Annotated in this window: 23 protein-coding genes; 7 read left to right on the plus strand and 16 right to left on the minus strand. The window is 66.2% G+C overall.

Translation table 11 applies throughout. The features are described from left to right. Position 1 precedes the first annotated feature (1 nt). Both JSV65_19690 and JSV65_19695 read right to left on the minus strand, forming a co-directional pair. Positions 2 to 484, minus strand: a complete 483-nt coding sequence (locus JSV65_19690) for an isoprenylcysteine carboxylmethyltransferase family protein (protein UCH34710.1) — start codon at positions 482 to 484, stop codon at positions 2 to 4. 43 nt (positions 485 to 527) lie between these two features. Beyond that, positions 528 to 1,121 carry an ImmA/IrrE family metallo-endopeptidase gene (locus JSV65_19695; GenBank protein ID UCH34711.1) on the minus strand — a complete coding sequence of 198 codons (594 nt, stop codon included), beginning with the start codon at positions 1,119 to 1,121 and terminating at the stop codon, positions 528 to 530. A 130-nt stretch (positions 1,122 to 1,251) separates the two neighbouring features. Between JSV65_19695 and JSV65_19700 the strand changes: the two genes are divergently transcribed. After that, the gene (locus JSV65_19700) at positions 1,252 to 1,968 is read left to right on the plus strand and encodes a cysteine hydrolase (GenBank protein UCH34712.1); all 717 of its coding nucleotides are present in this window, start codon (positions 1,252 to 1,254) and stop codon (positions 1,966 to 1,968) included. A gap of 53 nt (positions 1,969 to 2,021) precedes the next feature. Here JSV65_19700 and JSV65_19705 read toward each other — a convergent pair whose 3' ends face one another. Together JSV65_19705 and JSV65_19710 are read right to left on the minus strand one after the other, a co-directional pair. Then, a complete protein-coding gene (locus JSV65_19705) occupies positions 2,022 to 3,440 on the minus strand; it encodes a hypothetical protein (GenBank protein ID UCH34713.1) in 1,419 nt (472 codons plus the stop codon). 1 nt (position 3,441) lies between these two features. Then, complete coding sequence (locus JSV65_19710) at positions 3,442 to 4,593, minus strand: SLBB domain-containing protein (GenBank protein ID UCH34714.1); 1,152 nt, start codon at positions 4,591 to 4,593, stop codon at positions 3,442 to 3,444. Positions 4,594 to 4,793: 200 nt separating this feature from the next. Here JSV65_19710 and JSV65_19715 point away from each other — a divergent pair, with 200 nt between their 5' ends. From JSV65_19715 to JSV65_19725, 3 genes are all read left to right on the plus strand, one after another. After that, positions 4,794 to 5,135 (plus strand): cupin domain-containing protein, encoded by a 342-nt coding sequence (locus tag JSV65_19715; protein ID UCH34715.1) that lies wholly within the window; start codon positions 4,794 to 4,796, stop codon positions 5,133 to 5,135. A gap of 114 nt (positions 5,136 to 5,249) precedes the next feature. After that, complete coding sequence (locus tag JSV65_19720; GenBank protein UCH34716.1) at positions 5,250 to 6,686, plus strand: trimethylamine methyltransferase family protein; 1,437 nt, start codon at positions 5,250 to 5,252, stop codon at positions 6,684 to 6,686. A 62-nt stretch (positions 6,687 to 6,748) separates the two neighbouring features. Then, the gene (locus tag JSV65_19725) at positions 6,749 to 7,201 is read left to right on the plus strand and encodes a YhcH/YjgK/YiaL family protein (protein UCH34717.1); all 453 of its coding nucleotides are present in this window, start codon (positions 6,749 to 6,751) and stop codon (positions 7,199 to 7,201) included. Positions 7,202 to 7,270: 69 nt separating this feature from the next. On the opposite strand, the gene JSV65_19730 is transcribed toward JSV65_19725, so the two are convergent. From JSV65_19730 to JSV65_19745, 4 genes are read right to left on the minus strand one after another with little or no spacing between them, the layout of a single operon-like run. Further along, the gene (locus tag JSV65_19730; protein UCH34718.1) at positions 7,271 to 7,609 is read right to left on the minus strand and encodes a cupin domain-containing protein; all 339 of its coding nucleotides are present in this window, start codon (positions 7,607 to 7,609) and stop codon (positions 7,271 to 7,273) included. 19 nt (positions 7,610 to 7,628) lie between these two features. Beyond that, a complete protein-coding gene (locus JSV65_19735) occupies positions 7,629 to 8,069 on the minus strand; it encodes a zf-HC2 domain-containing protein (protein ID UCH34719.1) in 441 nt (146 codons plus the stop codon). Then, positions 8,059 to 8,676 (minus strand): sigma-70 family RNA polymerase sigma factor, encoded by a 618-nt coding sequence (locus JSV65_19740; GenBank protein ID UCH34720.1) that lies wholly within the window; start codon positions 8,674 to 8,676, stop codon positions 8,059 to 8,061. Before JSV65_19740 ends, JSV65_19735 begins: the two co-directional genes overlap by 11 nt. Further along, a complete protein-coding gene (locus tag JSV65_19745; protein ID UCH34721.1) occupies positions 8,673 to 9,062 on the minus strand; it encodes a hypothetical protein in 390 nt (129 codons plus the stop codon). Before JSV65_19745 ends, JSV65_19740 begins: the two co-directional genes overlap by 4 nt. Positions 9,063 to 9,265: 203 nt before the next feature. Here JSV65_19745 and JSV65_19750 point away from each other — a divergent pair, with 203 nt between their 5' ends. Further along, positions 9,266 to 12,625 carry a hypothetical protein gene (locus JSV65_19750; GenBank protein UCH34722.1) on the plus strand — a complete coding sequence of 1,120 codons (3,360 nt, stop codon included), beginning with the start codon at positions 9,266 to 9,268 and terminating at the stop codon, positions 12,623 to 12,625. A gap of 194 nt (positions 12,626 to 12,819) precedes the next feature. Here JSV65_19750 and JSV65_19755 read toward each other — a convergent pair whose 3' ends face one another. From JSV65_19755 to JSV65_19790, 8 genes are all read right to left on the minus strand, one after another. Then, positions 12,820 to 13,743: a DUF2156 domain-containing protein gene (locus JSV65_19755; protein ID UCH34723.1), complete on the minus strand. Its 924-nt coding sequence runs from the start codon at positions 13,741 to 13,743 to the stop codon at positions 12,820 to 12,822. Positions 13,744 to 13,750: 7 nt separating this feature from the next. Further along, on the minus strand, positions 13,751 to 14,284 hold the full coding sequence (locus JSV65_19760; protein ID UCH36857.1) for a thioredoxin domain-containing protein: 534 nt from the start codon (positions 14,282 to 14,284) through the stop codon (positions 13,751 to 13,753). Between the two features lie 32 nt (positions 14,285 to 14,316). Then, positions 14,317 to 14,793 (minus strand): peroxiredoxin, encoded by a 477-nt coding sequence (locus JSV65_19765; GenBank protein UCH34724.1) that lies wholly within the window; start codon positions 14,791 to 14,793, stop codon positions 14,317 to 14,319. Positions 14,794 to 14,912: 119 nt separating this feature from the next. Beyond that, the gene (locus JSV65_19770; GenBank protein ID UCH36858.1) at positions 14,913 to 15,887 is read right to left on the minus strand and encodes an alpha-ketoacid dehydrogenase subunit beta; all 975 of its coding nucleotides are present in this window, start codon (positions 15,885 to 15,887) and stop codon (positions 14,913 to 14,915) included. Positions 15,888 to 15,912: 25 nt separating this feature from the next. Continuing rightward, complete coding sequence (locus JSV65_19775; GenBank protein UCH34725.1) at positions 15,913 to 16,893, minus strand: hypothetical protein; 981 nt, start codon at positions 16,891 to 16,893, stop codon at positions 15,913 to 15,915. Position 16,894: 1 nt separating this feature from the next. Continuing rightward, on the minus strand, positions 16,895 to 17,599 hold the full coding sequence (locus JSV65_19780) for a 2-oxo acid dehydrogenase subunit E2 (GenBank protein UCH34726.1): 705 nt from the start codon (positions 17,597 to 17,599) through the stop codon (positions 16,895 to 16,897). A gap of 303 nt (positions 17,600 to 17,902) precedes the next feature. Next, complete coding sequence (locus JSV65_19785; GenBank protein UCH34727.1) at positions 17,903 to 18,502, minus strand: superoxide dismutase; 600 nt, start codon at positions 18,500 to 18,502, stop codon at positions 17,903 to 17,905. A 178-nt stretch (positions 18,503 to 18,680) separates the two neighbouring features. Then, the gene (locus JSV65_19790) at positions 18,681 to 19,790 is read right to left on the minus strand and encodes a D-glycerate dehydrogenase (protein UCH34728.1); all 1,110 of its coding nucleotides are present in this window, start codon (positions 19,788 to 19,790) and stop codon (positions 18,681 to 18,683) included. A gap of 233 nt (positions 19,791 to 20,023) precedes the next feature. Between JSV65_19790 and JSV65_19795 the strand changes: the two genes are divergently transcribed. Together JSV65_19795 and JSV65_19800 are read left to right on the plus strand one after the other, a co-directional pair. Further along, positions 20,024 to 20,977 (plus strand): FAD-dependent oxidoreductase, encoded by a 954-nt coding sequence (locus JSV65_19795; protein ID UCH34729.1) that lies wholly within the window; start codon positions 20,024 to 20,026, stop codon positions 20,975 to 20,977. 184 nt (positions 20,978 to 21,161) lie between these two features. Then, positions 21,162 to 22,307: a metallophosphoesterase family protein gene (locus tag JSV65_19800; GenBank protein ID UCH34730.1), complete on the plus strand. Its 1,146-nt coding sequence runs from the start codon at positions 21,162 to 21,164 to the stop codon at positions 22,305 to 22,307. Positions 22,308 to 22,598: the final 291 nt, after the last annotated feature.

Here is a 22,598-nt window from a genome sequence, read left to right on the forward strand (position 1 = left end):
ACTAGAACACACCGGGGATGAGGCGGGCGGTGCGGCGGGCGTACTCCTGGTATTCATCGCCGTAGTGACGGGCGAGCAGTTCCTCCTCGACCTGGATGCGGTGACCGACCGCAGGCCACACACCGAGTCCCATGACTACGGCCGCCCACATGCTCTGGAACGCTATCGGTATGCCGAGGCAGACCAGGAGCATGCCGAGGTACGAGGGATGCCGCATGAAGCGGTACACCCCGCCGGTGATCAGGGGCTGCCCGTCCTTAACCTCCGCACGCAGCGACCACCATTTACCAAGCGCCCGCCCGGCGGCCATGCGCAGGATTAGCCCGACGAGCATGAGCAGCAAGCCGATGCCGGCGAGAAGCGGGCGTGGCGGCGCAAAGCCCCGAGCCGGCAGCGCGAGCAGCGCCACGATCACCTCGCCGTAGTACGCCAGGCGCAGGGCGATGAGTGATCCGCGATCTGTGCCAGTCGTCTTTTCAGCCATGGTCTATCGCCAGTGCTCCGAAGGCGCTTGACCGCAGCAGGTGCTATTTGGCGCTCCCGGTCGCCTTTCCCTGCTGTGGGAGATGGACCGCGCGCGAGCGCGGGCGCAGAATCTCGAGTTCATAGAGGCGCTTGCGCATTGCCGTAAGGCTGACGCCAAACCTCTGCGCCAACACCTCGACGAGCGCGTCGGGGTTCGTGCTGAAGCGACCGGCTTCGGCCATCATCACATCCGCCGGCATCAGTATGCACGTCGCGAATCGGTTGGCGAGTCGCTCCACGCCGACCTGGGAGAGTTCCGTCGGGAAGCCCCGCTGCGCCGCCAACAGGCAGAACACCTCGCGCCAGGCGGCGAAAGCTTGCGCCTCGCGCTGCTCGTGCTCGGACACGGTGATCGCGTAGCCGTCGCCCCGGCGCACCCGCTTTCCTCGCGCGGGCGGCTCCACCATCCCGCGTTCGACGGTGATCCCGATGCGCGGCAGCAGCGAGCGGGGGTCGCGCGGCGGCGCGCCTGCTCTCAGCAGCTCCGCGAAGCGCTGGGCGAACGTCTCGACGTTCGTGCGGCGCACGTAGGCGAAGCGGCGCAGGAAACGATCCAATCGGCGATCCGTTTCAGAGCGAGGCGACGTTCTGTCCATTCCGGTCTCCGCTCTGCGGCAGGTAGCCGTCGCGCTGATAGCGTATCACACCCAGCGCAGCGCTGTAAACACATTGGCGCGGTGCAGGCAGCCTGCCGCCCGCCCGCCCGCTCTGCTTGGAGGTTGTCCTATGCCAGAGATTACCGCGGAGGAGACCGAGCGTTTCCTGGATTATGTGAGCGTGTGGCTCGGCGGACTGCCGGCGCTGAAATGGGCCGAGGTGGAGCGCGAGGCCGGCGGCCCCGACAACATCGCGGTGCTGGCCGTGGATGTGACTAACGGCTTCTGCAAGCACGGGAACCTGGCGAGCAAACGAGTCGGCGCCATCGTCGAGCCAATCGTGCGCCTGTTTCGCGCAGCCCACGAGCGCGGCGTGCGCACGTTCATCCTGCCGCAGGACTGCCACCCGCCGGACTCCCCTGAGTTCGACGCCTACGGCCCGCACGCCGTGTGCGGCACGGACGAGGCGGAAACAGTCCGGGAGTTGAGAGATCTGCCGTTTTCGAACATCTTCCGGATCATGCCTAAGCGCGCCATCAACGTCGCGATTGACACCGATCTCGAGCCGTGGCTTGAGAAAGCAGGCACGCCGGAGGCGGCCATCGTGACCGGCGACTGCACCGACCTCTGCGTCTACCAGTTGGCCACCTACCTCAAGTTCCGGTCGGACGCACGCGGCGAGAGGGCGCTCGTCGTGGTACCGCAGGACTGTGTGGACACGTACGATGTGACGGTCGAAGCGGCCGAGGCAGCAGGCATCATCCCCCACCCCGGCGAGCTGATGCACCGGCTGTTCCTCTACCACATGATGCTCAACGGCATCCGGGTGGTGCAGCGGATCGAGTAGGACCGGCTTGGCGGGCGCGCGTCACGAGACATCGGCGCGCTGCGTCGGTGCGATCAGGCCGCTGCCTTTGCCGCAGGCGGACCCAACGCAGCCGCGACGGCGGTGCCGAGAAAGAGCCCGAACAGAAGGCCGACGACGAGATTGACGACCAGCTTGGGGCGATCGTGGCGCTCCGGCGGCACCGCCTTGTCCAGCACCTCGAACACGGGCTGCTCTTGGAGTTCCCTGAGCCGCGCCGCCTCGAGCTGCGTGCCGATGGTGATGTACACCTGCTCCTGCGCACGCACCTCGCGCTGCAGCCTCGAGTAGTGGAGCAGTCGCTCCGGCAGCTCGCCGGAGCGGCCCTCGACTTGGTTGACCAACTCCTGCAGGCCCTGCACCCGTGCTTCCTGGCCAATCACCGCCGTCTCCAACGAGACGAGCTGCTCGAGCGCCGACGCATACACCGGGCTGCGCGTGCGCGTTTCGGCGGTGAGGGTCTTGCGCGCCTCGGAGGCGAGGCGGCTGCGCGTCTCCTCGATCCGGCTCTGCAGCCGCTTGACTTCGGGGTGCTCATCGCTGAGGTCGTGGCGAGCGGCGGCGAGCTGCACCTCGAGGCTGACCAACTCCGCGCGAATCGCAGCGGTCTCGGGGTTGTCCGAGAGCGTCTCGCTCGTCATCTCCCACGGCACGGCATAGACGGACCCCGACTCTGATCCTTGCGGATTCTCGGCGGCGAGACGACTGAGCTGCGTGACCAATTCAGCGCGCCGCCGCTGCGCCGACTCGAGTTCGACCTCAGCGGTCGCCTGCTCGATGCGGATGTCCGCGAGCTTCTCCAGTATCGGCGCCACTTCATCGGGCGCGAGCAGCGCTTCGCCGCGCTTCTGGTAGTCCTCCAACTCGGCCTCGAAAGTCCTGAGGTCTGTCTCGGCCTGGGCCACGCGCCGCTCGAGAAACTCGCGCTCGCCGCGTGCGCGCGAGACCGTGCCCTCGCGGTAGACGCGCTCGACAATCCGCGCGTAGGCATTGGCGAGGTCGGCGGAGAGACGCGGGTCGGTCGTGTCGACGCGAATCAGCAGCAGCCCCTCGGGAGTAATCGCCGTCCACGTGGAGTCGCGCAGTTGATCCGTGGCGTCCTGGAAGGTTTCGGTCTCAAAACGCTCCTGCAAGCCGTACTCGCGACAGATCTCCGCGCGCGCGGAGTAGCTGTCGGCGATTGCCTTGCACAGCGACGCCGCCGCCGACGACGGGCCCAACCTGGCGAGAGCCGCCGACACGCCCGCCGCTTGCCCCAGCGATCCGAGGGCTGCGGTCAGTCCCGTATCGCGCGACTCGGGGAAGAAGACGCTGGTCTGAGCGCGGTAGATCTTGGGCAGCGCGATGGTCACCGCGCCGGCCGTGACGACGCAGACAACGGTGACCAGTGCCACCAGCACCTTGCGGCGCCAGACCACCCGGATCAGTTGCGTCAGTGAGAACTCGTCTGCCATATCAGAATATCCTGATGGCGGCCACAATGCCGGTCAGGACCTGGCCCAGGGAACCCCAGTCCTGCACGGTGGCGATGCGCCGTCCGGGAACGAAGATGACATCGCCTTGTGCGACGAGCGGCGGGGCGCCTTTGGCTCGTCCCGTCATGAACTTGGCGAGGTCCACAGGTATCGTGCGCGGCTCGGCGTTGCCGCGGCGGACGATGACCACTCGATCGAGCACCGCGCGATTGGTCGCGCCCCCAGCGAGGCCGATGTAATCTATGACCGTCCGGTTCTCCTCGAACGGCTTCGCGCCGGGCTGTGCTACTTCTCCGGCCAGGTAGACATCCGTGAGCCGACTCACCAGGCGCACGGTATCCCCGAAGATGAGCGGCGGGTCCGCATCCCCGCCCGGATCCGCCAGAGCCGCCCGAGGGTTCACCTCGATGGTCTGGGGCTCACCGTCAGGCGTCGGGCGCTCGATAACCGCGCGCTCGGGATCAGCCGCCGCCGTCAGGCCGCCGGCCATAACGAGGACATGGCTGAGTCGGTCCCCATGGAGCAGTTCGTACACGGCAGGCGCTTGGGCGGGCCCGATCACGGTGACCCACCGCTCGCGCGTCGCGACATATACCACGTCCTGCGGGTGCAGGACGACGTCCTGGTCGCTGCGGCCGAGACTGAGTATCGCGTACAGGTCAATCGGGCCGATTTCTTGCCCGCCACGCACAAGGGAGACCCGCCGCGACGATGCCTGCGGCAGCAGGCCGCCAGCCTGCGTCACCGCCTGGGACAGCAAGGGGCGCTCATCCGGCAAACGCTGCTCCCCCGGCTCCGCCACCTGCCCCAGTACGGAGACCACGATCTCCTTGCGCTCGGTCACGAGCACGACCACTTGCACCTGGCCGACATAGTATCGCTCCAACTCGCGCGCGATCTCGGCCTCCAGCTCGACGGGGGTCTTTCCCTCCGCGGCGAAGGCGCCCGTGGGGGGAACGTAGATGCGCCCGTCCACAGACACGACGCTGTCGAGCGACAACTGCGTCTGCTCGGTGCGCACTTCGATGGTAACGCTGTCGCCGGGACCGAGGGTGTACGCGAGGGCCAGGGTCGGCGTCAATGCGATGAGCAGTCCGAGCGCAACTCGTAGATGGAATCTGACGCAACTCACGTGCTTTCGCCTCCCCGATGCTTGAGAGTATAGGGAAACGCGCTGCTCCGTGTCAAGGGAGCGGCGGATCCGGGCCGTCGTACCGATTTCGCCGCAGCGCCGCACAGTCACGGCGAGGAAAGGCGCCAGTACGGGGCGAAGAGACGAGGGCGCGCGGCAGGCACCGTGCGGGGTGAAGCCGGAGCGAGGGAGGAGTCGAGATGCGGATCGTTGACGCGATGGATGTCGAAGCCAAGCCGGTAGCTATGGAGGGGGCGAAGGGCGTCGCGATGCGCGTGCTCATCGGGCCTGAGATGGGCGCGCCGAGTTTCGTGATGCGCATGTTCGAGGTCGAGCCCGGCGGTAATACCCCGCTGCACCAACATGCCTGGGAGCACGAGGTGTTCGTTCTCGCGGGGCAGGGGGAAGTGGCTTCCCCGGACGAGCGCAGACCGCTGCGGGCCGGAACCGCGGCGTTCGTCCCCGGCGGCGAAACGCATCAGTTCGTCAACCCCGGGAGTGACGTGCTGCGCTTCCTGTGCCTGATACCGGCCGAAGGCTAGCCTGCCGGCGCGTATCCGGCGGGCGCCGGATCCCGGAGCGGCAGCGCCGCTCAATGCCCTGTGCGGAACCGAGGCGCAAGGAACGCCCCGATCGCAATGAATCGGAGCCCAAAGATGAACCGCTGTCTCGATATTCTCACCGACGACCAGCTTGACCAGCTTGCCGATGCCGCGTTGACCGTGCTCGAGCGTGCGGGCGTGATGTTCCAGTCCGACGCGATTCTGGATGCGCTCCAGTCCGCGGGGGCGGAGGTGGATAGACACGCGCAGCGGGCGCGTTTCCCGCGCCAGGTGATCGAAACCGTCGTCGCGCATCAGAAGCAGCGCGCGCCGACAACGGCGTTCTGGGAGCCCGCGTCGCCCGACGGCGCACTCCCCGGCATCGCGCTCCAGATCGCGCAGTTCTACTACGACCACGAGGGAGGCGAACGACGGCCGGGCAATCGCGATGACCTGGTGCGGATGGTGCAGTTCGGCGACGCGCTGGATGAGCGCGAGTCGGTGTCGCACGTCCTTATCATGCGCGAGCAACCGCCGCCGGTAGAGCCGCTGGAGGCGGCGCTGGTGCTGCTCGAACACACGGCGCGCCCGGGTCATGTGTACCCGCACTTCGCGTCTCAGTTTCCGTACCTCGAAGAAATCGGCGAGATCTGCGCTGGCGACTCCAACCGGTTCCTGACCGGCGGCGTCTTCATGGTATCGCCGCTGCGGATGGACCGCCGTTCTGCGGATTACATGGTGGACATGTCGCGCCGCAAACTGGCGCGCGGCGTCGGCACGCAGCCGGTCAGCGGCGTCTCCGCGCCGGTCACACGAGCAGGCGTGATCGTCGTCGCCGCTGCGGACATACTCGCGGGCTGGGCGGCGGCGCTCGCGCTCGACCCGGACCTGCCGGTGTCGGGCGGCATCTGCTCGGGGTCGGTGGACATGGCGACGGGCAATGTCAGCTTCTGCTCGCCCGAGGCGATGGTGCAGGACATCGGGTGCGTCGAGTTATTCCGCCGCCGCTTCGGCGGGCGCGTCGGTGTCGCCGGCGGCGCGGATTACACTAATGCGAAGTCCCCGGGCTACCAGGCGGGCTTCGAGAAGGCGTTCGAGGCGCTGACTATCGCGGCGCATACCGGCTCGCATCCGCACTTGGGCGCCGGCTTGCTCGATTCGGGCAAGACGTTTTCGCCGCTGCAACTGCTCATTGACCGCGAGCTGCAGAGCTGTCTGTGGCGATTCGCGGCCGGCGCGCCGGTGGACGAGGAGAGCATCGCACTCGACACGATTCTCGACATCGGCTCCGGCATCGAGTCGTCGTATCTGGAAGCGGAGCATACGCTGCGGCATTATCGCCAGAACCTGTGGTTTCCGGCGCTGTTGGATCGCGGCGTGTGGCGAAGCGAACGCGAGGAGGAACACCCGGATCGGCGGCTGCTCGAGCGCGCGCAGAAGCAGTTCGACGAAGTAATAGCGCGCTATCGCCCGCCCGACGTGGATCGAGACATGCTGGCGAAGGTGAAGCAAGTCGTCGACCGCGCGCGACGCGAGCTGCTGGAGAGTTGAGTCCGGGCGCGAAAGCGACGCGAGGCGAGAGGCGCTGTGGCGCGTCATGGGAGGGCAGGCCGATGATTGTTGATGAGCTGAAGAACTGGCGGCGATACGCGCAGCTGGCCGAGCTGAGGCCGGCGTTCGAGTGGCTGGAGCAGCATGCGGGCGAGGACCTACCGGAGGGCCGCATCGAGATCGACGGCGCTCGTCTTTTTGCACTGCCGCAGAGCTACGCGCCCAAGCCGGTCGAGGGCAGTCTGTTCGAGGCCCACCGGCGGTATGCTGATGTGCAGTACATCGCCGCCGGCACGGAAATGATCGGCTACGCGCCGACCGAAACGCTGACGGTTGAGACGCCCCACGACGCGGGGAAAGACATCGCGTTCTACGCGCGGCCTAGCCGGTACACACCGGTCGCGTTGACTGCCGGCATGTTTGCCGTTTTCTACCCCGAAGATGCGCACATGCCGTGCTGCCGGCTCGATTCCGATGCGATCGTGCGCAAGCTAGTGATCAAGATCGCGCTGTAGGCGGGGCGTCGCGGCCGGCCGTCTTGCGCCAACGGACGCGGGCCAATGCCGCGCCGTACGGGCGTCCGGTCAGTCCACCGCTTCTTTATCCTCCGGCAGGTAGGGGCACTTGATGAAGATGATGCGGGTGTCCTGGTCGCTATCGTTGATGATGTCGTGGGCCTCGCCCGGGTCGAGGCGGAAGACATCGCCGGGTGTGACGCGGTGCTGGGCCCCGTCCACGACCATGATCGGCGCGCCCGATTCGAAGTAAAACGTCTCTTCGACCTCGCGGTGGCGATGGGCGCCGAGCGTCTGCCCGGGATGGAAGACGATGACGCCCCACTCGTGTTTCGGCCCGCGGATGAAGTACTTCGGGCCGCTGTCGCCGAAGCGGAACTCACACTCGAACTCGTTGACGCGCTGCATCCCAATCCTCCCTGGCGTATCAGTATTGGGTTCCGTAGAGGAGCGAGGCCAGTATCGCGATTCCGCCGCAGAGCACGATGACGGCGGCGCTTCCGAGATTGACGGTGAACTGCAGCAATGTGACCGATACCCCAGCAGCGGCGTGGCCGACAGCGCCCGCGGCGAGCAGGGCGAGGGCGAACCCGGCGTATGTGATGCCGTCGAGCCATCGGGGCACCGGCAGCAAGCCCGCGCGGCCGGCTTTCGCTATCGCCCGACTGAGGATCGCCGCACGCAGTTCGGCCGGCGGCTCGGCCAGCGGCTCCGCCGACAAGCCATGGTCGAGAGCGCGCAAGGACTCGAACTCGAGCCGGCATGCGTCACAACCGCTCACGTGCCGCTCGATCCCCCGCGCCTCCCGTTCGGTCAGCGCGCCGTCCGCGAACGCCTGCAGACGGCTCTGAACGCGGCTACATCTCATCCTCGGGATTCCCTTCCCTCAAGACCAACGGTCCGAGCAGATCCCGCAGCATCCTGCGGGCGCGGTACAGCCGTGTCTTGAGCGTGAGCACCGGCACTCCCGTCAGCCTTGCAGCTTCCTTGTATGATCGACCCTCGATGTAGAATGCGACGACGGCCAGCCGGTACTTCGGCGGCAGTTGAGCAATCGCGTCGCGAACCGAGATCGCGACGTCGGCGCCGGAGTGGCTCTCGCTCCGCCCGTACGCCGGCATCCTATCGACCTCACTCGGCAGTCCTGCGCGCTCGGGGCGTGAGCGCAGCCGCATCAGGCATAGGTTGGCCGCGATGCGCGACAGCCACGAGCGAAACGCTGCGTCATCCTTGAGGCGCGGCAGGGCCTCGAATGCCTTGAGAAACGCCTCCTGGGTCACGTCCTCGGCGTCCTCGCGCTGGCGCAGCATCCGATAGGCCAGGTTATACACGACCGTCTGGTGGCGCCGGACCAGTTCGTCGAGAGCCGACGGGTCGCCCCGGCGCGCCAGCGCCAGCAGCCTCGAATCGGCCGCCTCCGGCGTAAGCCCGCCGGACGACAGTCGCGCGAGCAGACACGCTGCAGCGGCGCTCATGAAGTGCTCTCGGTGTCCGAGCATTCGGCAGTACCGCTCCGCCTGCATCCCCAGATGATATGAGCGACCAGCACGACGAGCCCCACAGCCGCGGCAGCGCCTCCGAGGCTCGCCAGCACGCCTCCGCCGGCCTCATCGGTGTCCATCACCACCAAGCCTGCCGCGAGCACACCTGCTCCCAGCAGCAGCACGATCGCACCGGCGATTATACCGCCGCGAATCCGCCAGCGTTCACGGTCGGCTATCAAGGCCTGCCACTCGCCGCCCCGCTCGTGCAGCAGGATCAGCTCTTTGTGATGCAGGTAGCGATTCCACGCCAGCCAGGCGAACAGGGCGACCAGGAGCACTACCCCGGAACCATCGAAATCGTACGACACCATAGCCATGATGGCCTCCATAGCGCGTTACTTCCGATAGTACAGATGCAATGCGGTCGCGATATGGCTTCACACGGACATGACAATTCGCCGTGCCGCAGGGATGCTACTGCCGCGACAGAGGCCTATTTCGGCACCGCCTAGGTTGCGGCAGGCATCACCTCGGACAACGCCGAATCCCATGGCCAATCCCGCACGGAGGTCATGCCATCGTGACAAGATCCACGTCTCGCCCACAGCATCCGCGAGCCGCCGCGATTCTCAAGGGCGCGTGCACAGCTTTGATGCTCGTGGCCGTGCTGCTCGCAGGGATGCCTCTTGCGGCTCGCGCCGCAGCGGATTCGCTCGCTGCCGGCTTCGAGCGCCCGCCCGATTCGGCCAAACCCCACACGTGGTGGCACTGGCTGAACGGCAACTCGAGCGAGGCGGGCATCACCGCCGACCTCGAAGCCATGCGGAGCGCGGGCATCGGCGGGGTGCAGATCTTCAACGTAGACTGCGGCATCCCCGACGGCCCGGTGCCCGTGATGAGCCAGGAATGGCGCGAGCATACGCGGCACGCCATCGCTGAGGCCGCGCGACTCGGTCTCGAAGTCTGCGTCCATAACTGCGCGGGATGGTCGAGCAGCGGCGGGCCGTGGGTCAGCCCCGAACACGCCATGCAAATGCTGACCTGGTCGGAGCAGACGGTAACCGGCCCCGCGCTCTTCGATGCCGTGCTCGAACAGCCCCCAACGCGCCGGGACTACTACCGCGACATCGCCGTCTTCGCCATCCCGACGCCGAAGGACTCGGCCGCTGCCGCGTATCGCATTGCCGGCATCGGCCCGAAAGCATCATTCGCCAGGCCGCCCATGCGAGATCCCGAACTGACGCCCGGTGCCCCCGCCGGCATTCCGGCATCTGGTGTTGTTGACATTACGAGCCACATGGACACCTCGGGCAAGCTGACTTGGGATGTGCCCGATGGCCAATGGACGGTCCTCCGCATGGGCCATACATGCACCGGAGCCCAGAACGCGCCGGCGCCGGCCTCGGGACGCGGGCTGGAGGTGGACAAGCTCAGCCGCGAGGCCATGGACGCCTTCTGGCCGGGCTTCATGGGCGCGGTCATCGCCGAGGCCGGACCGCTGACTGGCACGACGCTCAACAACGCGCTCATAGACAGCTACGAGACCGGCTACCAGAACTGGACGCCTCGGTTCCGCGAGGAGTTTGTGCGTCTCCGCGGCTACGACCCGATGCCTTACCTGCCTGCGATTACAGGCCGGGTCGTCGAGAGCCTCGAGCAAAGCGAACGCTTCCTCTGGGACTTCCGCCGCACGGTGGCCGATCTGTGGGCGGCCAACTACTACGGCTACTTCGCGGAATTGTGCCGCAAGCACGACATGCTGTTCTCGGTCGAGCCCTACGGCAACGGCGGATTCGACAACCTGCAGTGCGGCGGGCTGGCCGACGTGCCCATGGGCGAATTCTGGGTGCCCAACGCCGGCGCCGGCGAGACGCTGAAGATCGCGGCATCGGCAGCGCACACGAACGCGCGCAAGTTCGTGGGCGCAGAGTCGTTTACCGCCGACGAGCGCCGTGGGCGCTGGCTGGTCGAGCCTTACGGTATCAAAGCGCTGGGCGACTACGTTTTCACCCAGGGCATCAACCGCTACATCTTCCACCGGTACGCTCACCAGCCGTGGATGGATCTCTACCCCGGCATGACGATGGGCCCATGGGGCACGCATCTTGAGCGGACGATCACGTGGTGGGACCAGGCGTCCGCGTGGTTCCGCTACATCGCCCGCTGCCAGTACCTACTCCAGTCGGGCAAGTTCGTGGCCGATGCCTGCTACTTCACCGGCGAGGCGGGTCCCAACAACCTGGACGGCCGTCCGTGGCTGAATCCGCAATTGCCAGCCGGCTACGACTACGACGGATGTGACGCGACAGTGGTGATGAACCGGATGGCGGTCAGGAATGGGCGCATCGTGCTTCCCGACGGCATGAGCTACGGCGTGCTCGTCCTCCCCGACAGCCGGTTCATGACGCCCGCGCTGGCACGCAAGATACGCGACCTCGTGCGGGCGGGGGCGACGGTCATCGGGCCGAAGCCGGAGCAGTCGCCGAGCCTTCAGGGCTACCCGCAGTGCGATGCCGAGGTGGCGGCCATCGGCGAAGAGGTCTGGGGCAACTGCGACGGTCGAACCGTGAAGCAGCGCGCGTACGGCAAGGGCCGCGTGCTTTGGGGCGTGACAATGCGCGAGGTCTTCATGTTGCTGAAGACGCCGTGGGACTTTGACTATCGGGCGGCAGGCGGCGCGAAGCTCGCCTATATTCACCGGCGAATCGGCGATGCTGAGGTCTACTTCGTCTCGAATCAGCAATACCGGAACGTGGCGGTAGATTGCCGGTTCCGGGTGCACGGTAAGCTGCCGGAGCTATGGCACCCAGACACCGGTGCGATCGAGCTTGCGCCGCTGTGGCGCGCAACCGGGAGTCGCACGGTCGTCTCGCTTCGCATGGAGCCCGCTGCGTCGGTCTTCGTCGTCTTCCGCAAGCCCGCGAAGGGTGATCACCTGACTCACGTCGCGCGCTCCGGGCCCGCTGGTCCGAAGCCGCAGGCGGAGCGCATCGAGGTGACGCTCGCGCGCTACGAGGCCCAGGACGGAAGCCGCTGGGGCGACGTCACTGCGCGCGTCGCCGCAATGGTGGCCGCAGGCCAGACTGAGATACCGGCGACGAACGAGGTCTTCGGCGACCCCGTGCCAATGGCGGTGAAGCGGCTGCGAGTCGAGTATCTGCTCAACGGGAAGCCGATGCAGGCAATGGCGGATGAGGGCAGCTCGGTGCTGCTGAGTTCGCAGGCGCGGCTGGCTGCGCAGTCCCAGTGGTTCCTACGCCTCAAGACATCGGGCACGGCGATCCTCACGCCGTGGCGCGCAGGGATCTACGAGCTTCGCACCGCATGGGGCGCGATGCAAACGATACCGGTAGGCGTCGGTGCTGACGAGTTGCAGGTGACCGGGCCGTGGACCGTCCGCTTCACACCCGGATGGGGCGCTCCGCCGGAGGCGACGTTCCCCGAACTTGCGTCGTGGACCGACAACGCGGAAGAGGGCATCCGGTACTACTCCGGCTCGGCGACCTACATCAAGGATATCACTGTTCCGGCGTCCGCTCTGGGACGAGGCCGCGACGTGGTACTCGATCTCGGATCGGTCAAGAACTTCGCCGAGGTCACCCTGAACGGGCGTTACCTCGGCGCACTCTGGAAAGCGCCGTTCCGCGTCAATGTCACCGGGATGCTAAAGGCTGGCGAGAATACGCTGGAGATCAAGGTCACCAACCTGTGGCCCAACCGCCTCATCGGTGATGAACAGTTGCCGCCGGAGGTCGAGTGGGAGGGTAACAGACTGAAGGCATGGCCGGACTGGCTCTGGTCCGGCAAGCCGCGCCCTAGGACGGAGCGCTATACGTTCACGACATGGCGCTTCTGGTGGAAGGACAGCGAACTCGTCGAGTCGGGACTGTTGGGGCCGGTGGTCATCCGTTCGGCGAAGACGGTGACTGTGGAGTTGTGACGCATCACGAAGGCGGGGCGCGGCCCGGTCACGCACATTTGGAGGACCGCCGTTGTGGGTCGCGCAGTGTTGTCTGTCCGCCCGGTGGCTGCCGCGGCCCATAGGGCTGAGGGGCCGCGGCAGCCCGGTTGAGCGCTTGAGTGGTGGAATGGAAGAATTGAAGTGTGTGTCCCCCGAATTCCCCCCTGCACGTGCTACCTCTTTAGCCGCACGATGTGTTTCTCCACCATGTGGTGCGGGTGATAGGACTCCTTCGCTTTCCTGAGTCCCTGTATGCCGAGGTCCTGCTGTCGGTTCACAAACGCGTACCCCTGCCATTGATGCTCGAGGAATTGCTGGTTCACGACCTGGTAGAGGCCGTGAAACTGCGCGTTGGCCTTTTCCAGGTGAATCGTTACCGTATCGTCGTTGAGGGGTTCGCCGACGGTAAAGGCCTGGACCTTGCCCTCGACCAGGATGCAACCGCCAACGGCGGAGAGCGTATCCAGGTTGCGCAGCGCCTCTTTAACGGCGCGTGATTCTGCGCGCAGGGTCGCCGACAGATCGCAGTGCCTCTCGTCGCACCACATATCCTGCAGTTCCTCGCACGCAGGCACGAGATCCGGCGTCAGCGGCCGGTATTCGAAGTCATGCTTGGCCTGGAACTGCGCGATGTGATTGCGCTTGCCGTGGTACTTGTCGCCGCTGAGTTCAATAAGGTCGCGGACAGAATACACGTAGTCCCAGTTGTCCCGATCCGGTTCGATGGCGAAGCGCTCGGCGTCAAGGCCCATCGTCTTGAGTTGGGCGGCTGAGACGCGGCAGAGCTTCGCGTCGTGCCCGTTCTGCGCCATGTGCTCGAGCGCGCGCGCGACCCCCTGCGGGCTTCCCGACGACAGCGGAAGCGGCGGCAGAAGGAACGAATCCTCGGGATCGCTGCGCCAGGCGAAGATACACAGCGTGTCGTCAACGCCGCTGAGACGCAACTCGTAGGCGTGCCGCCATATGAACAGGTTCGTGAAGGTCAACTCGGATGTGTCCGGCCGGTCGCGGGCGAGCAGCCCTTCGATGAGCGCGCGATCGTCGAGAGTCAGTTCGCGCATGTCCGGAAGCTGAGGTATGCCGTCGAGCGCGGTCATCGCGTTGTCAGCCCGTCTCCTGCCGATTCCCGGCGGCGTCTCGGACAGCCTTCGACAGTCCTTCGAAGTCCTGCGGCCCGTCATAGCGCTCGCCGTTGATGAAGAATGTGGGGGTCGTGTTGAGGCCGCTGCGCACGCCTTCGCGCTTTTGCTCGCGGATCTTGCGCGCCAGGTCGTCATCGTCGAGGTCAGCCTGGAATCGCTCGACATCAAGCCCCAGTTCCCCGGCATGCCGCAGGAGGTGATCGCGGCCGAGCTGCGGCGGGTCACGAAACAGCCGCTCGTGCATCTCCCAGAATTTGCCCTGTCGCCCCGCGGCTTCCGCCGCCATCGCCGCGTCCATCGCGTGTTCATGTCTGCTGACGAGCGGAACGTGCCGCACGGCGAACCGGATGCGCGAGCCTTCCGCTTCGAACAGCCGCTCCACCACTGAGTGCGCCGCCCGACACAGGGGGCACTCGTAGTCCGTGTACTCGACGAGCGTCACCGGCGCATTTTCCGCCCCACGCGTCCAGTCGTCTTCGGAGACCGGAACGCGCAGGCGATCAGGCCTGTCCGGCGCGTCGAAGCCGCTCACGCCCCGCCTTCCCCCATTCCTTCGAGCGCATCGAGTATCCGCCCCACCCCTGGGTTCTCCCCGATTGGCGAGACGTAGGAGTAGCGGATCGTGCCGTCGCGGTCGATGACAAACAGCGCGCGCTCGGTGACGCCGTCATCGCGCATCACGCCGTACTTCTCGGCGACCGCGCCTTTCGGGTGGAAGTCGGAGAGCAGCGGAAAGGTGATGCCCCGGTTCTCGGCAAACGCCGCATTCGACCAGAAGTTGTCCACCGAGATGCCGACGACCTTGGCGTTGAGGCGCTCAAGCTCGTCCAGCGATTCCTGGAACAGCGTCAGCTCGTCGCCACACACCCCGCTCCACGCGGCCGGGTAGAAGGCAAGGACAATGTGCTTGCCGTCCTTGAGCAGACCCGACAGGCTCACTGCGCTGCGCTGGGCGTCAGTCAGTTTGAAATCGGGGGCTTTGCTGTCCACTCGGAGTGCCGGCATTTTGTGCGCTACCTCCCTTGTTCTTCGCTTCCCGCGTTTCGCAGGCGAGATGCCTGCGCTACCGCATCGGCAGCCGAGGACGGTCGCCCTACCATCGTTCCCGACGGAGAACGGCCGCGCTATTGTCTCACGCAGGCTCGGACGGCCTCGACGACATCGTACCGGTCCGCCATGACGTGATTCTCCAGCGGTTCGGCGAAGGGTATCGGGGCAAAGCGCGAGCCGACGCGCACCGGCGCCTGCTTGAGATGCTCCCACGCGCGCTCAGTCAGTTGCGCGACGACCTCGGCCCCGAGCCCGCAATACGTCACGGCTTCGTGGGCGACCACGAGGCGGCCGGTCTTGCGCACGGAGTCGATCACCGGCTCGAGATCCACGGGCAGCAGCGTGCGCAGGTCTATCACCTCGACTTCTATGCCGTCGTCTGCCACCTCCTCCGCAGCCGCAACGCATTCGCCGGCCATGGCCGACCACGAAACGAGCGTCACGTCCTTGCCCTCGCGCACTACCTTCGCGACCCCGATCGGTTCGAGCGTCTCTTCCGCCGGCATCGCCCCCGTCGTCTGGTACAGGGCCTTGTGCTCGATGACCACGACCGGGTTCGGGTCGCGAATCGCGGACTTCAGCAGACCGCGCGCATCCCCGCAGTTGCCAGGCGTGACCACCTTCAGCCCCGGGATGTGAGTGACCCACGTCTCGAGCGATTGCGAGTGCTGTGCCGCGTAGCCGTGGCCGCCGGCGGAGGTCCGGATCACCATCGGTATCTCCAACTGCCCGCCGCTCATGTAGCGGAGTTTCGCGGCGTTGTTGGCGATCGCGTCGAGGGCGATGGACAGGAAGTCGCAGTACATGATCTCAGCCACCGGCCGCAGCCCGCCGATGGCGGCGCCGACGGCCATGCCGGCGATAGCGGCCTCGGAGATCGGCGTGTCGCGCACGCGCTCCTCGCCGAACTCGCGCTGCAGGCCGCGGGTCGCGCCGTACACGCCCCCGTACACGCCGATGTCCTCACCCATGAGGAAAACACGGTCGTCGCGCAGCATCTCCTCGCGCAGCGCAGTGCGCACCGCCAGCGCATAGGCAACTTCCCGCACGCCGGGTCCCGCCTTCTTCGACGCCTCAGGCTTCCGTGACATAGACGTCCTCCATCGCCCATTCCGTCGGCGGCGGCTGGATCTGCTTCGCGGCCTCGGCCGCGTCGTCAATCTCCCGCTTCACGCGCTCGCGCAGCTCGACCAGCGCATCCATCGGCACAGTGTGATCGTCGCCGAGTTCGCGCTCCAGGAGATGGATCGGGTCGTGCTCGCGGAATTCGTCGCGCGCCTCCTCCGGCGGGCGGTAGCGCAGCGTGTCCTTGGTGTAATGGCCGACGAAGCGATAGGTATTGGCGACGAGCAGCACTGGCACCTGATGGCTGCGGCATACTTCCACTGCCCGTCGCGCGGCGTCGTACACCTCCCATACGCGCATGCCGTCAACACTCTCGTGCCAGATGCCGTAGGCGGCGGCGCGGTCGGCGAGGTCGGTGACTGCGCTGGCGCGCTCGACCGACACCGAGATCGCATAGCGGTTGTTCTCGCAGATCATGAACAGGGGCAGCTTCCACACGCTGGCGAGGTTGGCCGTCTCGTGGAACGCGCCCGTATTCATCGCGCCGTCGCCGAAGAACACCGCAGTCACGCGCCCGTTGTCCAGATACTTCGAGGCTAACGCGAGACCAGCGCCGATCGGTATGTTAGCGCCGACGACGGGATTCGCGCCGACGAAGTTGGTCTCCATGTCGCAGAGGTGCATCGAGCCGCCCTTGCCCCGACAGACACCGTCGCGGCGGCCCATGATCTCGGCGAACACGCGCATCGGGTCGGAACCGCGTATCAGGCAGTGGCCGTGGCCGCGGTGCGTGCTCAGGACGTAGTCCTGCGCCTCCAACGCGCGGATCACGCCCACGCCGGTCGCCTCTTGCCCGATGTAGAGGTGGGTCAGCCCACGGATGAGCCCGGCCGGGAAGATCTCCTGGTCGAGCTTCTCCTCGAAGAACCGTACGCGGAGCATGTCCTCGAGCATGCTCACCAACTGTTCGGTCGGCGGCTTTGTCGGCACGCTACTCCTCCTCGCCGGACCAGGACTGGATCCGTTCCATGAGCACCGACAGAAACTCGGCGCCCACCGCGCCGTCCACGACTCGATGGTCAACCGTGAGCGCCAGCCACACGGTCGGCCGCACGACGACCGTGTCATCGGACACGACGGGGCGCTTTGCGATAGGTCCGATCGCCAGAATCCCCGTCTGCGGCGGGCTGATGATGGCGTCGAACGCGTCGATCTTCTTGGGGCCGACGTTGGAGATGGTGAAGCCGGCCCACTGTTGGAAGCTCGCGCGCAGCCTGCCCTTGCGCGCAAGCTCCGTCAGCTCCAGCGCCTCCTCGTTGATCTGGCGCAGCGGTTTCTTGTTCGCGTCGAACACCGTCGGCAGCAACACGCCCTGGTCGGTTTGCACGGCGAAGCCGAGGTGCACCGGCTTGAACACCTTCAGGCCTTCGTCCTCGCACCATGCGTTGAGAACCGGGAACTCCGGCATGACCCTGGCGACGATGTAGATGAACAGGTCGTTGTACGTCGGCACGAATCCGTCGCCGCTCTGCTTTCTGCGCTCGCGGTCGTCGAGGAGCGAGCCGACGTCCGCCTGGACGAACAGATCGAAGTGCGGGATTTCCCGCCGGCTTCGGCTGACGCGCTCGCCGATCGCCAAGCGCGTGCGGCTGTGCGGTATCAGGTCAAACTCCGGGGGTTGTTTTGGGACTTCCATTGCCTCTCTGCACCCTCCGTTCCGATGAGTCACGGAGCCCATGCCGTAACGTATCCCCGACGGCAGACGCGCAGCCGGACTCCGCCATATGTTTCTTCGCGTCCCGGCCGACTCCGGGGCGCAGATCGCCGACGGCGGCCGCGTCATGCCGATGACGCGCATCAGAGCGGCCGCCCGACAGACGTGCTCAGCGCGGCGCGAATCGCGTCCCGCGCGTGCTACTTGCCCTAGTCTGGATTATACATACTAGGCCTGAGGTGCGTGCATCCTGACCATCACTCGTGCGCGCATGAGTAATGCGCGCTAGGCGGCGGCGAGGCGCTTGGCGACGTCATCCCAGTTGACCAGGCTGTCCATGAACGCCTTCGTCCACTCAGGGCGCCGGTTCTGGTACTTCAGATAGTACGCGTGCTCCCAGACGTCGAGGACGAGGATGGGCACGACGCCCCACTGGGTCAGGTTCTCGTGCTTCTCCGCCTGCAGCACAATCAGCGCGTCGTCGGCCTTGCGATACGCCAGAACGCCCCAACCCGAGCCGGCGACCGCATTTGTCGCCGCAAGGAAGAGCCCCTTGAACGCTTCGAAGCTGCCAAACTGCTTCGCGATCGCGGCCGCGAGTTCCCCCGCCGGCTCGCCGCCGCCGTTCGGCTTCATGTTGGTCCAGAAGATGGAGTGCAACATGTGCCCGGAGCCGTGGAAAGCCAACTCGCCGCACACCGCTTTCGCGGCCGCGAAGTCGCCCGATTTCAGCATTGCCGCGACTTTCTCTTCCGCGGCGTTCAAGCCCTTCACGTATCCGGCGTGATGGATATCGTGATGCAGTCGAACCGTCTGCTCGTCGTAGTACGGCTCCAGCGCGTCGTACGCGTAAGGCAACTCCGGAAGTTCGTGATGGTGTGGCATACTCTCGTTTCCTCCTTGCTCAGTTGATGCGGATATCAAGCGACATTCCATTAGTCCCACAGCGGCGCCGAAGCCGACTGCTCTCAGGAATTCCCGCCGACTGACCACTGTCTTCTCCCGGCGCGCGGTCTCGCCCCAGCGGATTCTTCGCGCTGCTCGCTCGTCATCCCTCGTTCGATCAACGCCCATTGCGGTCTTCGACCACTTCGCGGTTGACGATGTTCGGCGGCGCCTCGCCACGCATCGCCGCGAACACGTTCTCCGCGGCAAGCATGATCATGCGCGTGCGCGTCTCGACCGTCGCGCTGCCGATGTGAGGCGCGAGAACGACGTTGTCCAGTTCCGCCAAGCCATCGGTGAGCTGCGGCTCGTTCTCGAAGACATCCAGCGCGGCGCCGGCGATGCGCTTCTCACGAAGTGCCTGCACCAGCGCCGCCTCGTCCACGACTGCTCCGCGCGCGGTGTTGACGAGGTAAGCCGTAGGCTTCATCATGCCCAGGCGTTCGGCCCCGATGAAGTGGCGCGTGTCGGGCGTCAGCGGAACATGCAGGGAAACGAAGTCCGCCTCGCGCAGCGCCGTTTCCAGATCCACGCGGCGCGCGCCGAGTTCGCGCTCAAGGGCATCATTCGGCCGTTCGTCCACATAGACTACGCGCATGTTGAAGCCCTTCGAGCGCATCGCGAACGCGCTGCCGACGCGCCCCGTGCCGATCACGGCCAGCGTCTTCCCGACAAGGTCCGACCCGAGCAGCAGCCCCGGCTCCCATCCGCGGAACTTGCCCGCGCGCACTAACCTGTCGGCCTCCACGACGCGGCGCACAACCGCCATGAGCAGCGCCCAGGCGAGGTCCGCCGTCGCGTCGGTCAAGACGTCCGGGGTGTTGGTGACGATGATGCCGCGCGCGGTGGCCGCCCTAACGTCAATGTTGTCGAAGCCGACGGCGCAGTTGGCGATCACCCGCAGCTCACCGCCGCCCTCGATGATCTCCGCGTCAATCCGGTCGGTGAGAAACGTGAGCACGGCGTCGCGGTCGCGCAGATTCCGTATCAACTCATCGCGCGTGAGACCACGGTCTTCGGCGTTCACCTCGATGTTGAGGCATGCCTGACAAAGGCGCTGGCGGGCGGCCTCGGGTATCGGTCGTGTGACAAAGATGCGGCAGGACTCCGCCACGAGCGCCTCCTGGGAAGGCTGCCATCCGCTCGGTATCTCGCCGACAGCGGCTGTTGCGCCGAAGGTTACCAGGAAGCTCGCGGAGTGTGTGGACAACCATGTCGCTTCCGGCATACATTGCTTCCCTCCCGCCCAACGAATTGGGGGCACTTGTGGGCACGACCTTACAAGCTGCGTTGTTTCAATCGTGCAAATTGCTGACCCTTGGCCGCCAGCCATTCATCTGTCACTGAAGGCCATCGAAGCCGCGTGCCAGCGCCGCCCCGCTGCGACGTCAAGCAGGAGAGCCGAGGCGCCGGGGTTAATCAAGAGGCGCTGCGTTATTTTCAGCGGGAGGGACAGCCGCGTTGAACGATAGCGAGCAGCAGACTTATGACCTCGTCATCATCGGCGCCGGGCCCGCAGGCGGAACCGCCGCCATCTATGCCGCCCGAGCGCGGCTGGGGACGCTCGTCATTGACAAGGCCAAGGTCGGTGGGTCGCTGGCGGTTGCGCCGTGGATCGCGAACTTCCCGGGTTGCACCAAGCCCATGCCCGGCGTCAAGCTCGCCGGCATCATCAAGCAGCAGGCGATTGATCTCGGCGCGGAATACCTTCAGGCCCCTGTGCTGGGGGTTGACTTCAACGCCGATCCCAAGCAGGTCTTCACCACCGAGGGCGTGCGCGCCGCCAAGACGGTCATCGTCGCGACCGGCGCGATGGGCCGCGGTTCGCGCGTGCCGGGCGAGGACGAATTCCTCGGGCGCGGGGTGAGCTACTGCGCGACTTGCGATGCGGCGTTCTACGACGGCCAGATCGTGGCGGTGGTCGGCAAAACCGAAGAGGCGGTGGACGACGCCCTGCTGCTCGCGAAGTTCGCGCAGCGCGTGTACCTGGTGGCGCCGTCGGCAAATCTGTCAGTCGGCGAGGAGGGCCAGCGCGCTGTCGAGGCCGATGCGCGGATTGAGCTGCTCCAAGAGCGGAAACTGACCGAGGTCCGCGGCGAGGAGCAGGTCAAGGAGATCGTGCTCGCCGCGGCCGACGGCTCGACGCAGACGCTGGAGGTCGGCGGGGTGTTCATCTACCTCGCGGGCAACAAGCCGGTAGTTGACTTCCTGCATGAGGCCCTGGAGCTGACCGGTGATGGCTGCATCCGCGCTGATTCCACGATGGCGACGAGCATCCCCGGGGTGTTCGCCGCGGGCGACGTGCGGTGCACGGATTTCCGGCAGGCGATCACCGCGGCGGGCGACGGCGCGATTGCCGCGATGTCGGCGGATCGGTACGTCAACCGCCGCGAGAGCTTTCGGCCATCGCGGTGAAGGACGATGGCGGCGAGCGGGAATCGCGCCCGGGGGGGGTGGATCAGGGCGCGCGGCAGACGTCGTTGGGCCTCACCTGTTCTCTCACGGGACTGCAAGCAATTCCAACGCGGCGATCCCGAATCTTTGCGGCATGCGAGACGATTGGAGGCATGAGATGAGTCGGTGTACGTGCAGAGCTGGGTTGGCTGTAGTCGTTCTCGTGCTCGCGGCGCTCGGTCCGGCGCGCGCGGCGGAGGACTCCAGCGAGCCGCTGCGAATCAAGATCGGCCCGTATCAGCAGCACGTCACCCGGGACAGCATCACCATCATGTGGGAGACGAACAGGCCTGCGTCGTCCGTCGTCGAGTACGGCACCGCGGCGCCGCCGACGCTGCGGTGCGAGAGCGCCGGCGAGGCGAAGATGCACGAGGTCACAATCACCGGCTTGCTTGCCGAGCTGGTGTTCTTCTATCGCGTGATATCCGAGGCCGGCGGCGAGCGCGTCGAGAGCGAGGTGTATCCCTTCAAGACGGCCGCTGTTGAGGGCACGCCATTCGCCTTCGCGGTGGTCGGCGACAATCGCTCGAACCCCGAGAACTGGGGGCGGATCGCGGATCTCTGCTATGCCGAGCGCCCCAACTTCGTGATCAACGTCGGCGACCTGTGCGCGGACGGCAACGTGTACGAGGAGTGGATCGAGCAGTGGCTCGCGCCGGCCGCGACGCTGATGGCGCGCGTGCCGATGTACGCGTCAATCGGCAATCACGAGCGCAATGCGGATTGGTACTACTACTACGTCTCGTATCCGCAGCCCGAGAACTACTACTCCTTCGACTACGGCAACGCGCACTTCGTCGCGGTGGACACGAACCAGGATGTCTCGCCCGACAGCCCGCAGTACAGGTGGCTGGAGAAGGATCTGCGCCGCGCCGACGAGCGATGGAAGTTCGTGTTCCACCATCATCCCCTGTACAGCTCCGATCTCAACGACTATGGCGACACGACCAAGGAGCAGTCCACGCTCGGGCACCTGAACCTGCGGCATCTCGCGCGGCTGTACGAGAACTACGGGGTTGACGTCGTGTTCGTCGGCCACATCCACAGCTACGAGCGCACGTGGCCGATGCGCGGGGGGAAGGTGAACCACAACGGCGGAGTGATCTACCTGCAGGCGGGCGGCGGCGGGGCTCCGCTGGAGGACTTCGCGCCCGAGCGCAGCTACTTCACCGCCAAGGTCGCGAGCAATCACCATTACTGCATCGTCGCGATTTCCGGCAACACACTGCGCATGATGGCGTACGATATTGACGGGCGGATGTTCGATTACCTCGACGTGAACAAGCGGTAGGCAGGCCCCGGATTCAGCCGCCGATTGACGCGGATGAACGCGGATCTGGTGGGATGGAAGGGGCACGCGCGGCTGCGCCACGCGTCTGGATGTGTAGGGCGACCGTACCTACGGCCGCCGATACCCCAGAATGGCGGGCATAGGAATGTCTGCCCTACAATGGGCGCGATTTGGGGACGCCGCGCCCAAAGGTGCGGCCTCTCCGGCATCCCCGCGATCCCGCGAGGTCGCTCGCGGCGGGCGTGCGCGGCGATTACGAGCCACCCTCACCTCGGTCCCGCCCGAGGCGGG

It is taken from the genome of Armatimonadota bacterium (assembly GCA_020354555.1).
Classification (GTDB): Bacteria; Armatimonadota; Hebobacteria.

Excerpts from the sequence above, each read along its gene's own strand:
- JSV65_19690 (UCH34710.1), bottom strand. The coding sequence starts at position 484 with ATGGCTGAAAAGACGACTGGCACAGATCGCGGATCACTCATCGCCCTG.
- JSV65_19695 (UCH34711.1), bottom strand. The coding sequence starts at position 1,121 with ATGGACAGAACGTCGCCTCGCTCTGAAACGGATCGCCGATTGGATCGT.
- JSV65_19700 (UCH34712.1), top strand. The coding sequence starts at position 1,252 with ATGCCAGAGATTACCGCGGAGGAGACCGAGCGTTTCCTGGATTATGTG.
- JSV65_19705 (UCH34713.1), bottom strand. The coding sequence starts at position 3,440 with ATGGCAGACGAGTTCTCACTGACGCAACTGATCCGGGTGGTCTGGCGC.
- JSV65_19715 (UCH34715.1), top strand. The coding sequence starts at position 4,794 with ATGCGGATCGTTGACGCGATGGATGTCGAAGCCAAGCCGGTAGCTATG.
- JSV65_19720 (UCH34716.1), top strand. The coding sequence starts at position 5,250 with ATGAACCGCTGTCTCGATATTCTCACCGACGACCAGCTTGACCAGCTT.
- JSV65_19725 (UCH34717.1), top strand. The coding sequence starts at position 6,749 with ATGATTGTTGATGAGCTGAAGAACTGGCGGCGATACGCGCAGCTGGCC.
- JSV65_19730 (UCH34718.1), bottom strand. The coding sequence starts at position 7,609 with ATGCAGCGCGTCAACGAGTTCGAGTGTGAGTTCCGCTTCGGCGACAGC.
- JSV65_19735 (UCH34719.1), bottom strand. The coding sequence starts at position 8,069 with ATGAGATGTAGCCGCGTTCAGAGCCGTCTGCAGGCGTTCGCGGACGGC.
- JSV65_19740 (UCH34720.1), bottom strand. The coding sequence starts at position 8,676 with ATGAGCGCCGCTGCAGCGTGTCTGCTCGCGCGACTGTCGTCCGGCGGG.
- JSV65_19745 (UCH34721.1), bottom strand. The coding sequence starts at position 9,062 with ATGGCTATGGTGTCGTACGATTTCGATGGTTCCGGGGTAGTGCTCCTG.
- JSV65_19755 (UCH34723.1), bottom strand. The coding sequence starts at position 13,743 with ATGACCGCGCTCGACGGCATACCTCAGCTTCCGGACATGCGCGAACTG.
- JSV65_19765 (UCH34724.1), bottom strand. The coding sequence starts at position 14,793 with ATGCCGGCACTCCGAGTGGACAGCAAAGCCCCCGATTTCAAACTGACT.
- JSV65_19780 (UCH34726.1), bottom strand. The coding sequence starts at position 17,599 with ATGGAAGTCCCAAAACAACCCCCGGAGTTTGACCTGATACCGCACAGC.
- JSV65_19785 (UCH34727.1), bottom strand. The coding sequence starts at position 18,502 with ATGCCACACCATCACGAACTTCCGGAGTTGCCTTACGCGTACGACGCG.
- JSV65_19790 (UCH34728.1), bottom strand. The coding sequence starts at position 19,790 with ATGCCGGAAGCGACATGGTTGTCCACACACTCCGCGAGCTTCCTGGTA.